The 13,000-nt window shown below is 67.1% G+C and carries 10 protein-coding genes; 5 read left to right on the forward strand and 5 right to left on the reverse strand.

The genetic code is table 11. The features are described 5' to 3' along the window. Positions 1-124: 124 nt before the first annotated feature. The 3 genes from E6N53_RS11540 to E6N53_RS11560 all read right to left on the reverse strand — a co-directional run bounded on the left by E6N53_RS11540 (position 125) and on the right by E6N53_RS11560 (position 5,242). Complete coding sequence (locus E6N53_RS11540) at positions 125-1,204, reverse strand: glycerol dehydrogenase (protein WP_142859417.1); 1,080 nt, start codon at positions 1,202-1,204, stop codon at positions 125-127. A gap of 953 nt (positions 1,205-2,157) precedes the next feature. Then, the gene (locus tag E6N53_RS21040) at positions 2,158-4,446 is read right to left on the reverse strand and encodes a hybrid sensor histidine kinase/response regulator (RefSeq protein ID WP_201741128.1); all 2,289 of its coding nucleotides are present in this window, start codon (positions 4,444-4,446) and stop codon (positions 2,158-2,160) included. Between the two features lie 142 nt (positions 4,447-4,588). Further along, a complete protein-coding gene (locus tag E6N53_RS11560; protein ID WP_142859420.1) occupies positions 4,589-5,242 on the reverse strand; it encodes a helix-turn-helix domain-containing protein in 654 nt (217 codons plus the stop codon). A 156-nt stretch (positions 5,243-5,398) separates the two neighbouring features. Here E6N53_RS11560 and E6N53_RS11565 point away from each other — a divergent pair, with 156 nt between their 5' ends. The 5 genes from E6N53_RS11565 (at position 5,399) to E6N53_RS11585 (ending at position 11,726) form a co-directional block, all read left to right on the forward strand. After that, positions 5,399-7,462 (forward strand): hydantoinase/oxoprolinase family protein, encoded by a 2,064-nt coding sequence (locus E6N53_RS11565; protein WP_142859422.1) that lies wholly within the window; start codon positions 5,399-5,401, stop codon positions 7,460-7,462. Next, positions 7,459-9,318 carry a hydantoinase B/oxoprolinase family protein gene (locus E6N53_RS11570; RefSeq protein ID WP_142859424.1) on the forward strand — a complete coding sequence of 620 codons (1,860 nt, stop codon included), beginning with the start codon at positions 7,459-7,461 and terminating at the stop codon, positions 9,316-9,318. Before E6N53_RS11565 ends, E6N53_RS11570 begins: the two co-directional genes overlap by 4 nt. 29 nt (positions 9,319-9,347) lie before the next feature. Continuing rightward, positions 9,348-9,989 (forward strand): isochorismatase family protein, encoded by a 642-nt coding sequence (locus tag E6N53_RS11575; RefSeq protein WP_142859426.1) that lies wholly within the window; start codon positions 9,348-9,350, stop codon positions 9,987-9,989. A gap of 75 nt (positions 9,990-10,064) precedes the next feature. Further along, positions 10,065-11,018 carry an isocitrate lyase/PEP mutase family protein gene (locus tag E6N53_RS11580; RefSeq protein ID WP_142859429.1) on the forward strand — a complete coding sequence of 318 codons (954 nt, stop codon included), beginning with the start codon at positions 10,065-10,067 and terminating at the stop codon, positions 11,016-11,018. A gap of 252 nt (positions 11,019-11,270) precedes the next feature. Next, a complete protein-coding gene (locus tag E6N53_RS11585) occupies positions 11,271-11,726 on the forward strand; it encodes a DUF5658 family protein (RefSeq protein ID WP_142859432.1) in 456 nt (151 codons plus the stop codon). A 157-nt stretch (positions 11,727-11,883) separates the two neighbouring features. Here E6N53_RS11585 and E6N53_RS11590 read toward each other — a convergent pair whose 3' ends face one another. Further along, on the reverse strand, positions 11,884-12,381 hold the full coding sequence (locus tag E6N53_RS11590) for a metal-dependent hydrolase (RefSeq protein ID WP_142859434.1): 498 nt from the start codon (positions 12,379-12,381) through the stop codon (positions 11,884-11,886). Next, positions 12,374-12,910 (reverse strand): OB-like fold-containing membrane protein, encoded by a 537-nt coding sequence (locus E6N53_RS11595; protein ID WP_142859436.1) that lies wholly within the window; start codon positions 12,908-12,910, stop codon positions 12,374-12,376. Before E6N53_RS11595 ends, E6N53_RS11590 begins: the two co-directional genes overlap by 8 nt. Positions 12,911-13,000: the final 90 nt, after the last annotated feature.

The raw sequence follows: 13,000 nt of genomic DNA on the forward strand, positions 1-13,000 counted from the left end.
ATAACGCACACAGTGTCGTTCTCTGGTCGAGAACACAGGATAGATGAAATCCGTCTCCTGGAACAAACAATCACGAACTATCAGGTGAGATTCCGCCGCCACGCTGGCGACGCACGAACGCCGCTCACTCGAGGGACCGACCGAGTTCGTCGGCCGCGTACAGCGCGTCGACCACAGCCGACGGTGTCGGGTCGCCCGGTTGGTTGTGAATCGAACTCTCGTCGCCGAACGCCCCCTCGGCGACGGCCTCGACGCGACCCGCAGCGACACCGACGTCGGCGAGCGTCACGGGCAGGCCGAGGTCGTGAGCGAAGCGGGCGACCTCCCGGACCGTTTCGTCCGGGCGTCTTTCGAGGACGAGTTGTGTGAGCAGGCCGAGACAGACCTTCTCGCCGTGGGTGGCCGTCGTCTCCGTCGCCGCGACGATTCCGTCGTGGACGGCGTGTGCAGCCGCGAGCCCGCCGTTCTCGAAACCCAGCCCGGAGAGGAGGACGATCGCTTCGACGGTCTCCTCGAGCGCCTCCGTCACGGTGCCGTCGCCCGCGGCGTCCACGGCCGCGGGCGCGTGTGTGCGGAGGACATCGTAACACCGCTCGGCCAACGCCACGCCCGCCTGTGAGGGTCGTCCACCCGCGAACGTCTGGCCGCCGCTTTTCATCGTCGCTTCGGCCTCGAAGCGCGTCGCGAGCGCGTCGCCGACGCCCGACACGAACCAGCGACGCGGCGCGGAAGCGATGACGGCGGTGTCGACGAGCACGAGGTCCGGACGCTCGCGGTGGACGAGTCCGCCAGCGATGTGACCGTCGTCGGTGTACACCACCGAGAGCCCACTCGTCGGGGCGTCCGTCGAAGCGACCGTCGGGACCGTGACGAGCCCTCCGCCAGTCTGTCCGCGAATCCCCTTCGCGACGTCGATGACCTTCCCCCCGCCCATCCCGACGACCACGTCAGTCTCCTCGGAGCGGGCCACCTCGGTGAGCCGAGCGATCTCGTCCTCGGTGCACTCACCGCCGAACAGGGCGGTGTGATACGCTGTGCCTGCGGCCGAGAACGACCGGTCGACGTCCGCGCCGACGACGTCCACGACGACGTCGTCGGTGACGAGAAGCGCACGCCCCCCGAGGTCGTTCACGTGGCGGCCCAGTTCGTCGAGTGCACCGGGCCCCTGGAGATACCGCGGCGGAGAGACGAACGAGCGTTTCATGCGATGAAGGTTAGTCGACGGGGGTATGACTCTTTTGACACACCACGCGCCGAACCCGGCGTTCCAGATAACAGAACGGAATCGACCTGTTCCAGATGAGAGAACGGGACGTGGGGGGAGTGTCATCGCGAACGCGAGAGGGCGAGGCTGCACCGACACCGCTTCACCGACCGGGTTTCCGTTACAGACGTACCAGTGTAATTTCGTCTGTCGGCTCCAGTTCGAACGGTCGGGCTGTGACGTCGGTTCCCTTCCACGGCCGGGTCTGTGGGCTACTTCGGGGCGACCGTACGAGGTGGTTCGAGCCGTTCGGCAGTGGTCGACGATGGGGGTTACTGTCGCTAAAGTCATAGAAGTGATTGAATATCTACCGGTGTCGCTCCTCATCTCTATCTCCGCCCCCGACGGCCTGCGACACGACGCGACGCGAATCGGTGGACGAGTCTTCGACCCGCGCCTCTCAGGAACCGGGCCGACAGGCGGGACCGCTCTCGGATTCGGGAGTTTTCGAGGGACGGCGTAGGCGGGGAGACCAGACGGAGTCGGGTGGTTTCGTGGAGCGTGTGGCCTGGATTCGTGCCGCGTTCGAACTGCGTCCGTGAGTCAGTGGCGACGACCGGCGACCCGGCTGGCAGCGCCGTCCGTCACGTGGCGTGCGACCGAGGCTGTCCTTCTGCCGCCGAGTCGTCCGCGGACACGTCGTCTCCGTCGGGCGCTCGTTCGCGAGACGGCCACCCACCCCCTCGGACACACCGGCCGTTAGTGAGCCACGGCCGACGTCGTGGGCGTCCGCCGTGTGCCTGTGTGAGCCCACGGGACAGCGACGAGCCGTCGTTCCTGATTGTCCGAAAGTTTATCTAATCACTTTTGTATATGTGCAGTGCCAGACGGTCGAATACCGCTGTGTCGTTTCGCGCCGGACCGGGCTCGTCCGACTCCGTTCGGCGGCCGCCTCAGTGGGTGTTTCGGGTCTCGTTACGGGTGGTGGTCTCGAGGCCGGTGTCGTCTCCGGTCACCTCGAACCGAGCGCCGCCGTGTGTGCTTTCGGTCACCGAGACCTCCCAGCCGTGCGCCTCGGCGATCTGTTCGACGATGGCCAGACCGAGCCCCGTCCCGTCGCTGTGTTTGGAGTAGCCGGCCTCGAACACGGTCGAGCGGTCCGCGCGCGGGATGCCCGGCCCGTCGTCGGCGACGTAGAACCCCTCGCCGTCGACGAGTTCGCCCACGGTGATGGTCACATCGGTGCCGCCGTGTTCGACGGCGTTGCGGAACAGGTTCTCCAGGAGCGTCGTCAGCCGACTCCGGTCGGCGCTGACGGTCGGCGGACTCTCGACCACGAGTCGTGCCTCGGCCGTCTCGACGTGCTGCCAGCAGCGGGGGACGAGGTCACAGAGCGAGACGGGAGCCACCGCCCCGACGGTCTCACCTTCGCGCGCGAGCGTCAGCAGGTCCGTGATGAGCTGGTCCATCCGGTCGAGCGCCCGCCCGATGGCGGGGAGCGCGTCGCTCTCACACTCAGTACACGCGAGTTCGAGGTACCCACTCGCGATACTCAGCGGCCCCCGAAGGTCGTGTGAGACGAAGCCGGCGAACTCGTCGAGGCGGTCGCGCTCGCGACGGAGCTCTCGCTCTTTCCGCTTGCGCTCGGTGATATCCGTTCCGGTGATGAACACGTGCGAGTAGTCCTCGGCCGCGGATTCGGGGACGTACAGGTCGAGCATCTCGTCGTGCCGTTCGCCGTCGAACGACCGGTAGACGGTGTCGCCTCTGAACCGTCTGTCGCCGTTCGCAATCGCGGCGAACTCCGCAGCCAGCACCTCGTACGCGTCTTCGGTGAAGACCCGGTCGAGAGAGTCCAGGAGGTCCTGTTTCGACTCGGCCCCGTAGTACTCGACCGCGTTCTGATTCACGTCGATGACGTCGACCGTCGCGAGGAGCTGTCGAAACTCGTCGGGGTGTGCCAACAGGTACGTCTCCACGTCTTCGACCTCGTCGCGGAGGTCGTCCAGACGGGCTTTGGTCTCGGAGAAGTCCTCCTCCCAGATGGCGAGCGGGTTGTTCTCGAACAGCGATTCGTACCGCTCTCTGGCCGCGTCGAGGTCTGCTTCGCGCCGCTTGCGCGCCGTGACGTCCGTCGCGACCCCCGCGAGTTCGACGACCGCACTCGTCTGGTCTCTGATCGGCTGCACCCGGGTGAGGACCCAGCGGAGCCCGTGCGCGGGATGCTGGATGCGGAACGTCTGCTCGACCGGCCACTCGGCCGAGCCGCACTGCTGTCGGCGCAGTGACTGTCGGAGTTCGGTGCGGTCGTCCGGATGCACGTGTCGGAGCCACGTCTCGGGGTCGGCCGCCGCCTCGGCGGCCGAAATCCCGTAGATGTCCTCGATGCCGCTGTTGACGAAGTACGTCTCCGAGTAGTCGGCACTGACGAGGAAGAACCCGTTCGGGACCACGTCCGCGAACCGCTCGAACCGCTCGCGGAGCCGGTGGAGTTCGCTCGCCTGTGCTTTGCGGTCGCTGATGTCGCTGACGACGCAGATGAGTTCGCCGTCGTCGGTCGTCGCGAGGGTGTGGTCCTCGACGAACGTGCTGCCGTCGGCGCGGAGCCCGGTCGTCTCGCCGTGCCAGTATCGCTCGCGTTCGACGGTCGGGAGGATCTGCTCGCGGGCGACGGGAATCTCCTCGTCGGGGTAGACCAGCTCCCAGTGCTCGCCGAGCAGCTCCGCGGTGTCGTAGCCGTACAGGTCGGCGTAGGTCTCGTTGACGTAGACGAAGCGGCCGTCGGCGTCGAGGATGCTGATGCCCTCGGTCGCGTTCTCGATGGCCGCGAGATGTCGGTCGCGGGCCTGTTCGGCCCGGGTGCGCTCGACTGCGTTGGTGATCCGGTTGGCGAGCAGGGTGTACTGGTCGGTGCCGGTCTCCTTCTGGAGGTAGTCGGTGACGCCCGCGGAGATGGCGTCGCCGGCCACCTCTTCGCTCCCCTTCCCCGTGTAGAGGATGAACGGGAGGGTCGGATTCGCGTCGCGGACGGTCTCGAGGAACTCGATGCCGTCCATGCCGGGCATGTCGTAGTCACTGACGACGCAGTCGATGGTCGTCTGCTCGAGCCTGTCGAGCCCCTCGTGTGCGTCCGTTGCCGTCTCCACCGTGAGCCTGTCGTCTTCACGCGGCAGGTACTCCGCGACGAGCCGTGCGAGCGGGGGCTCGTCGTCGACGACCAGTACCCGAATCGAACCCTCCATTAGTAGCGGGCTTCTCCTCGCGGCATCATATAGTCACCTACGTGCACGCCCGGTGTGTCCACCGTGCGAGCGACGCTGACCGAGAGGTCGACGCACGCGACGCGAGCCGGTCGGTGATACCGAGACACGAGTCGAGCGAGCCTCACGACTCCGTCGGCGTGAACTGGCCGCCTGCGGTCCGCTCGGGACGGTCTGTCAGTGCGGCCGACAGCAGGGTGCGTTCGGCCTTTCGCAGGTGTTCGTGTAGCGTCGCTCGACTGATACCTAGCTCCTCGGCCAGTCGCTCGTTCGTTATCTTCCGTGGCCAGTCGTAGTAACCACGTGCGAGCGCCTCCGTCGTGACCTCGCGCTGTCTATCGGTCAGCGCCGAGTCGCTTCCGGCTCTGAACCGCTTGAGTTTGCCGAGCGTGACCGTCCCGAACCCCTCGAGGTCGTCGATGATCGCTCTGAGGTCTTCGCGCCGGAAGACGAGCACGTTGTACTCCCGCTGGCGACCCGAGATGGTGTTCGACCGCCGAAGCGTCCCGTGGTTCCGGTAGATAGCCGAGTACGCCCCACAGGAGGGTTTGGTCACGAGGAGGTTGTCGGCGTCGAGTCGCTGGACGTGTTTGACGTGGTCGGCCGCCGCCAGCGCCGTCTGGAAGCTGTCGGCGTGCGAACCGGCGCGGAGCACAAACGTCACGAAGCCGTCCTGTATCTCCTCGATCTCGATCGGCACCGGGCTGTCGACCTCGGCGGTGAGCTCTCGGAGGATACACTCTCGCTGCTGGGTGAAGTGGACCGTCGCGAGGAACATGGTGTGGTGTCTACCGGTGAGAAGACAACCCGCGATGAAAAAGCTGTGCGGCCGTCCACACGTCTTCGAACCCCCGCCCACACGTATAATGCGCCAACAGCTGTTGGGGAAATCCTTACTCATCAATCGCCGCAAACCAACGACGAACGATATCACATGACATACAATCTCGGCGTCGACGTCGGCGGGACGTTCACCGACGTCATCGTCTTCGACGAATCGACGCACGAACTCACGATCGACAAGGTGCTCTCGACGCCCGCGAACCCCTCGGAGGGGGTGTTACACGGCATCGAGGAGGCGACGGCGAAGGCGGACACGTCCGTCGCCGAACTCGACCTCGTCTTCCACGGCACGACCGTCGTGACGAACATGCTCTTAGAGGAGACGGGGTCGCGCGTCGGCCTCATCACGACGGCCGGCCACGAGGACATCCTCCACCTCGCCCGGGCGTGGACGCCCGGGCCGCTGTACGGGTGGATGGGAATGGAGAAGCCGAACCCGCTCGCGGACCTCGTCGACACGCGTGGCGTCGGCGGCAGCATCGCCTCCCCCTCGGGTGCGGAGACCGAACCACTCGACGAGGACGCGGTCAGAGCGGCCGTCTCCGACCTCGCAGACGCCGGCGTCGAGTCGCTCACTGTCGCGCTGTTGAACTCGTATCTCAACCCGGCCCACGAAGAGCGCGTCCGCGAGATCGTCGAGGAGGAAGCACCCTCGCTGCCGGTGTCGATCTCCTCGGAGATCGTCCCCGAGTACGGCGAGTACGAGCGGACGCTGACGACGGTCATCAACGACTACGCGCGGCCGACCGTCATCGACTACCTCGACGACCTCGACGCGTCGCTGGCCGACGCCGGGTCGTCGGCGACGATGAACATCGTCCGCTCGGACGGCGGGCTGATGAGCACCGCGGCCGCGAAGGGTCGCCCGGTCGAACTCGCGCTGTCGGGTCCCAGTGGCGGGGTCGTCGGCGCGGCGACCATCGCCTCGAAGAAGGGCGTCCCCGACGTCCTGACGCTGGACATGGGCGGCACCTCGACCGACGTCTCGCTCGTCGAGGAGGGCACCCCGGAGACGACACGGCAGACCAAAGTCGGCTATCGGGAGTTCACCTCTCGGTCGGTCGACGTCAACACGGTCGGGGCCGGCGGCGGGTCGGTCGCCCGGGTGCAGTTGAACGGCTCGCTCCAGGTGGGGCCCGAGAGCGCCGGTGCGGACCCCGGTCCGGCCTGTTACGGCCAGGGCGGCGAGGAACCGACGGTGACGGACGCGAACGTCGTCCTCGGTCGGATTCCGTCGTCAGCCCAACTCGGCGGCCGGATGGAGTTGGATAGAGCGGCTGCCCACGACGCCGTCGCGACTATCGCCGAGGAACGAGGGACGACCGTCGAGGAGGCCGCACAGGCCATCCTCGACATCGCCAACGAGAACATGCACAGTGCGCTGCGCGTCGTGTCGGTCGAGCGGGGGTACGACCCGCGCGAGTTCGGCCTCGTCGCGTTCGGCGGGGCTGGCCCCATGCACGCCAACGCGCTCGCCGACGTGATGGGTGCGTACCCGCTCATCATCCCGCCCGGCCCGGGCGTCATGTCGGCGTTCGGCTTCCTCACCTCGGACATCCAGAACGAGTTCGCCGAGACGTATCTCGAGACCGAGGCGGACGTCGACGGGGGGGACATCTACGACGCGCTTCGCGCGCTCGAAGCGGAGGCGAGCGACTGGCTCGTCTCCGAAGGCGTCGACGAGGCCGACCACGCCTTCGACTACGTCGCCGACTGCCGCTACTTCCGACAGGACATCCAGATGTCGATTCCCGTCGCCATCGAGAACCTCCGCGGGGAGGCCGGCCTCGCGGAGATCAAAGACGACTTCGAGGCCCGACACGACCGGCAGTTCGGCTTCTCGCTCGACGCCCCGCTCGAAATCGCGAACCTCCGCGTCATCGGGAAGGGGACGCTCCAGGGCGTCACCATCGAAGAACACGAGGCGGCCGGCACCGACCCGAGCGCGGCCGAACTCGACACCACGGAGGTGTACTTCGACGACGCGTACCACGAGACGCCGGTGTACGACCGCGACCGACTGCGTGCGGGCAACGAACTCGATGGCCCTGCCGTCATCACGGAGGACGACTCGACCGTCGTCGTCCAGCCGGCACACGTCGCGACGGTCGACCGCTACGGCAACATCGAGATCAACAGAGGTGAGACCCAATGAGCGACAGCGACACCCCCGAGTTCGTCGGCGAGCACGACATCGACCAGACCACCCTCGACATCATCGAGAGCACGCTCTCGAACACGCGGTACGAGATGGACCGGGTGTTGGAGACGACGGCCATCAGTCCCGTCATCCGCGAGCAGTCCGACCAGTTCCCCCTCATCGCCGACGCCGAGGGACGGATGGTGATGGGGCAGTTCGGGTCGGCCATCGAGACCATCCTCGAGAACTCGTCGTTCGACCGCGCCGACCTCGAAGACGGCGACGTCATCGCGACGAACGACCCCTACATGTGCGCCGGTGCGGTCTCGCACACCCCGGACATGCTCCTCTTGCGCCCCATCTTCTACGACGGCGACCTCGTCGGCTTCTCCAGCCAGTGGGGGAACCTGATGGACGTCGGCGGGAAGACGCCCGGGAGCATGCCCGTCCAGGCGCGGACCATCTTCGAGGAGGGGATGCGCCTCCCGCCGGTCAAACTGTACAAACAGGGTGTAATCGACGAGGAACTCCTCGAGTCGTTCGCGCACAACACGCGCCTCCCCGACCACGCCGAGGCCGACATCAAGGCCCTGGCCGCGGGGACGAAAGCCGCCGAGACACGCATCTGTGAACTCTGCGACAGGTTCGGCAAGGAGACGTATCTCGAAGCGTGCGACGCGATTCTCGACCGCACCCGCGACGGGATGATCGACCTCATCCACGAGTTCGTCCCCGAGGGCGAGCGCTACACCTTCGAAGACCACGTCGACGACGACGGCCTGGGCAACGGGCCCATCAAACTCCACCTCGAAATCTACCGCGAGGGCGACACCGTCTACCTCGACTGGACCGGGACGGACGAACAGGTGCCGGGGACGGTGAACTTCCTCCTGAACGAGAAGATGTTCAAGATGTTCACCGGGGTGTTCCTCATCATGGCGTTCGACCCGCTGCTCACGTTCAACGACGGCTACTACGACCTCTTCGAGGTGACGCTCCCCGAGGGGTCGGTGCTCCAGCCGGAGTTCCCGGCGGCGCTCGGCAACCGGTTGCCGCTGATGGCGCGGCAGTTCGACGTGCTCCAGGCGACGTTCTCGAAGCTCATCGAAGGCTTCTCCGTCGCCGGCAGCTACGGGACGTCGCCGAACCTCGTCTACGCGGGGACCGACTCGGACGGCAACGACTTCCAGATGCTCGAAATCCTCTACGGGGGCATCCCGGCCCGTCCCGGTGGGGACGGCCTCGACGGCCACTCGTGGTGGCCGATGTTCCGGACGGTTCCGGCGGAGTACCAGGAGGCGTACTACCCGCTCTCCATCGACGAGTACAGCACGCGCGCGGGCACCGGTGGCGCGGGTGAGTTCCGCGGCGGCCACGGCATCACCAAGGTCTACACGTTCGAAGAGGACGGTGCCATCACCTTCCAGGACGACCGCGCGCACACGTACCCGTGGGGCGTCGACGGCGGGAAGTACGGGGGGACGAGCGAGAAACGGCTGCTTCGCGCCGACGGGACCGAGGAGGACCTCCCCTCGAAGGTGGAGAACGTCGCCGTCGCGGCGGGCGACAAACTCGTCTTCAGCACGGCCGGTGGCGGTGGGCTCGGCGACCCACTCGACAGGGAGCCGACGGTCGTCGCCGGCGAGGTCGAGCGCGGGCTCGTCTCCGCGGCCGCGGCGCGCGCGGAGTACGGCGTCGTCGTCGCCGACGACGGCACCGTCGACCAGGCCGCGACCGAGGAGCGACGCGAGGAGATCCGCTCGTCCCGCGGGGAGCCCAGCCAGTTCGACTACGGCCCGCTCCCCGACGAGGAGACGCTCGCGGCTCGCATCCGCGAGGAACGAGACACGTTCGAGAACCGGCACAGCTGAATCACCCCACGACCTTTCGCTATCACATCATGGATTGGCCAGACGACATCGATGCGGACTACGACGACGAGGCGTTCGGCGCGAGCGTCGGGCTCGGCGACCGACCCGCGCTCCTCGTCATCGACCTGATAAACGCCTTCACCGACCCCGAGACGGACCTCGGGTCGGACGTGGACGACGTGGTCGACCGGACGGCCCGCTTGCTCGACGCGTTTCGAGACCGGAATCTGCCGCGGTACTTCACGACCGTCGCGTACGAGGACTCGTACGGCGACGCCGGACAGTTCATCGAGAAGGTCCCCGCGCTCCGGGAGCTCCGACTCGGCACCGACGCCGTCGAGGTCGACGACCGTCTCGCCCCCGAGGGCGACGAGCGTGTCGTCCTGAAGAAGTACGCGAGCGCCTTCTTCGGCACCGACCTCCAGACGGAGTTGACGACAGACCGCGTGGACACGCTCGTCCTCGCCGGCGTCACGACGAGCGGCTGTATCCGTGCGACGGCCGTCGACAGCCTCCAGCACGGCTACCGGACCATCGTGCCCGCCGACGCCGTCGGTGACCGCGCCGAGGGCCCACACCACGCGAACCTCTTCGACATCGACGCGAAGTACGGCGACGTCGTGACGACGGACGTCGTCCTCGACCACCTCGCGGAGGACGGCGATGACTGACCGACGCCGCCAGGAGTCGGTGACGGTGACAGCGGGCGTCGCCACGACGTCGCCGCGTCCGCACGGAGGGGCGAGATGACCGACGCCGGCGCGCGACTCCGTGCGCGTCTCGCGAGCGACGACCTCCTCGTCTGTCCGGGGGTCCACGACCCGCTGACGGCGGCCGTCGCCGACGTCATCGGGTTCGACACCATCTACATGACCGGCTACGGGACGTCCCTCTCGAAGATCGGCTACCCCGACGCGGGCTTCATCACGATGCCCGAGATGATCGAGAACGCCGCGAACATCCAGGAGCGAATCGACGTGCCGCTCATCGCCGACGCCGACAACGGCTACGGCAACGCGACCAACGTCGTCCGCACGGTTCGAGAGTACATCAAGGCGGGCGTGGGCGGCATCCACATCGAAGACCAGACGTTCCCCAAGCGGTGCGGACACACCAAGGGCCGGCAGGTGATTCCGCGCGAGGAGGCCGTGGGGAAGATCCAAGCGGCGTCGGACGTCCGCGACGAGCGAGGCGAGGAGTTCGTCCTCATCGCCCGGACCGACGCCCGCGGGACCGGTGACGGCTCTCTCGACGAGGCGATCGGCCGGGCGAACGACTTCCTCGATGCCGGCGCGGACGTGGCGTTCGTCGAGGGGCCGACCGACGAGGCCGAACTCCAGCGGGTCGGCACCGAGGTCGACGGCCCGCTCGTGTACAACTTCGTCGGCGACCTCGGTTCGTCGCCGTACGTCGAACTCGACGCGCTCTCGGGATGGGGCTTCGACGTCGTGTTGTTCCCGATTACGGCGACGCTGTCGACCATCGCGAACGTCCACGAGGACCTCAGCGCGTTCGCCGACGACCCCGTCGCGGGGATGCGCCGCATCGACGACAAGTTCAACGGACAGCCGGTCGGGAGCCTCCACGAGTTCTCCGGCTTCCCCGAAGTCGTCGAGTGGGAGCGGTCGTACCTCCCCGACGAGGAGCAGGACAAGTACGAGGGCTCGCTCGGCGACGAGGTCGACGCCGAAGAGAACTGACCGACCGTCGCTGGGCCCTCGCGCCTCGCGTCCTGCGACCGTCTCGAACGCCGCGCTGTGGTGACGAGTGCGTCGACGGCGACCGGCCGATATCGACCCGTGACCGCATCGAACGGACGGCTGGCCCGGGCCGATTCGACCGCGGATTCCCGGCCGAGCGCACATATAAACAGTACTTAAACGGGGGTCGTTCGGGTATCGTACCACGTTTAAGAATAATCACTTATTAGGTACGTCTTCGTAAGACAGTCAATGCCGAGTGAGAGCATCAAGGGCCGCGATATTGGGTTTTCCGGCATCTTCGATGTACAACGTATCAGGAAACGTATTGTTGGTCGCGGGCGGCTACGCCGGGGACCTGCGACTCATAACTCAGCCGGGGGTGACGGGTGGGGCCTGTCGCGGACGCACTGGTTCCGTCTCGAGGTCGGACTGTGGCTGGTCGTCTCGCTCGCGTTCGCCCTCGACGGCGTCACCACGACGGTCGGACTGCAGCACGGGTTCGTCGAGTCCAACCCGCTGCTGCGTGCGGCCTTCGCCGTCTTCGGGAGCTCGGTCATCTGGCCGCTGAAAGCCGGCGCTCTCGCCCTCGCACTCGCGTGCTGGGCCACCCTGCCTCGCGACGAACGGGTGCTCGTCCCCGTCGTGTTCGGCCTCCCGTGGGCGTTCGCTGTGGGCGCTAATCTCGGGCTGTTGCTCACGCTGTGAGGGTGCTGTTGCACCGACCGAGACAGCCGACTCTCCCGAGCGTGTGTCACCGACTCGCCCTCGCTTCGCTCACCGGTGTCTCGTTCCTTGCGGAAGGAGACGCCGTGCGAGCGGCTCAGTTTCGATTCGCCCACTCCAGCGAGAGAACGGGTGAGCTTCACTCGGCACGCTTCGTGCGGAGTCGCGTCGCGACGAACACGACACTCGCGACGGCCGCAGCGACGACCATCGGTTCGGGGTCGGTGCTCAGATACAACCCCGGCGTCGGCGGGTGGAGGTACGACAGCGGCCAGAAGAGCGGGTACGAGTGTCCCGAGGCGTTGAGCAAGAGCGCATCGGCGAGGAGATGCGACGCCGCACCGAGACCGAGCAGGGCGGCGACACGCCTTCGTTCGGAACTCGCGACGAGGACCACCCCGATGGCGAGCGAGACGAGACTCCCCCCGAGGGTGTGGAGCGCGAACCAGTCGAAGGGTATCCCGAGGACGACTTCGACGAGTTCGCTCGAGAACAGCAGGTCGACCTTCGTCAGGTCGGGGACGAACGCCCCGGCCATCGCGACGGTCACGTACGGTGCGGAGAGCCACTCGTAGTGCCACGACAGGAGCGTCGCGAGTGCGTACGCGATGAGCGCGTGTGCCAGGAGGTCAGGCATCGTCGTTCGAGCCTCCGACCCCCAGCCGCGTGCGGACGCCGTCGAGCGTGAGTGGCTCCGTGCGACGAACGAGTGCCCCGGCGTCGAGACGCCAGTGGGTGGCGAGTCGAGTCAGGACCCACAGCCCGCTGACGAACGAGACGACGTAGGTGTAGAGATAGCCAGCCGGCGGGACGGCGAAGGCCGTCGTCGCCGCGACGGTGTCCTCGTCGACCAGCGTCCCGAAGACGCGGAGTTCGTCGCCCGGTTCGACAGGCGTCTCGACGTCGGTGATGGTGAGCGTGCGCGCTTCGGTCCCGCGGTACGTGATGCGCATCGTGACGGGGTCGGTGTCGACGACGGGGCCGGCGAGGGTGACCGGCCCGCCGACGTACTGGTCGGGCGTGGGCCCGACGACCTGTTCGGTCGGGTACGCCCCGAGCGCTGGCGCGACGCCGTAGCTACCGAACCAGACACAGAGACCGAAGAGGGTCGCGAGGAGGAAGGCGACGGCGAGGACTCGGCTGCGCCGAGTGGAGAGGGCGCTCATCACCCCGAGAAGGTACCGTCGCACGTATGAATGATTCGTCCGCGGCCGGTGTTGGTCACGGCCCGTTCGGGTGTCGAGTCGGTGACGGCG

The sequence above is a fragment of the Salinigranum halophilum genome (genome assembly GCF_007004735.1).
GTDB classification, from domain to species: domain Archaea; phylum Halobacteriota; class Halobacteria; order Halobacteriales; family Haloferacaceae; genus Salinigranum; species Salinigranum halophilum.

Excerpts from the sequence above, each read along its gene's own strand:
- E6N53_RS11570 (WP_142859424.1), top strand. The coding sequence starts at position 7,459 with ATGAGCGACAGCGACACCCCCGAGTTCGTCGGCGAGCACGACATCGAC.
- E6N53_RS11580 (WP_142859429.1), top strand. The coding sequence starts at position 10,065 with ATGACCGACGCCGGCGCGCGACTCCGTGCGCGTCTCGCGAGCGACGAC.
- E6N53_RS11560 (WP_142859420.1), bottom strand. The coding sequence starts at position 5,242 with ATGTTCCTCGCGACGGTCCACTTCACCCAGCAGCGAGAGTGTATCCTC.
- E6N53_RS11540 (WP_142859417.1), bottom strand. The coding sequence starts at position 1,204 with ATGAAACGCTCGTTCGTCTCTCCGCCGCGGTATCTCCAGGGGCCCGGT.
- E6N53_RS11575 (WP_142859426.1), top strand. The coding sequence starts at position 9,348 with ATGGATTGGCCAGACGACATCGATGCGGACTACGACGACGAGGCGTTC.
- E6N53_RS11565 (WP_142859422.1), top strand. The coding sequence starts at position 5,399 with ATGACATACAATCTCGGCGTCGACGTCGGCGGGACGTTCACCGACGTC.
- E6N53_RS21040 (WP_201741128.1), bottom strand. The coding sequence starts at position 4,446 with ATGGAGGGTTCGATTCGGGTACTGGTCGTCGACGACGAGCCCCCGCTC.
- E6N53_RS11590 (WP_142859434.1), bottom strand. The coding sequence starts at position 12,381 with ATGCCTGACCTCCTGGCACACGCGCTCATCGCGTACGCACTCGCGACG.
- E6N53_RS11585 (WP_142859432.1), top strand. The coding sequence starts at position 11,271 with ATGCCGAGTGAGAGCATCAAGGGCCGCGATATTGGGTTTTCCGGCATC.
- E6N53_RS11595 (WP_142859436.1), bottom strand. The coding sequence starts at position 12,910 with ATGAGCGCCCTCTCCACTCGGCGCAGCCGAGTCCTCGCCGTCGCCTTC.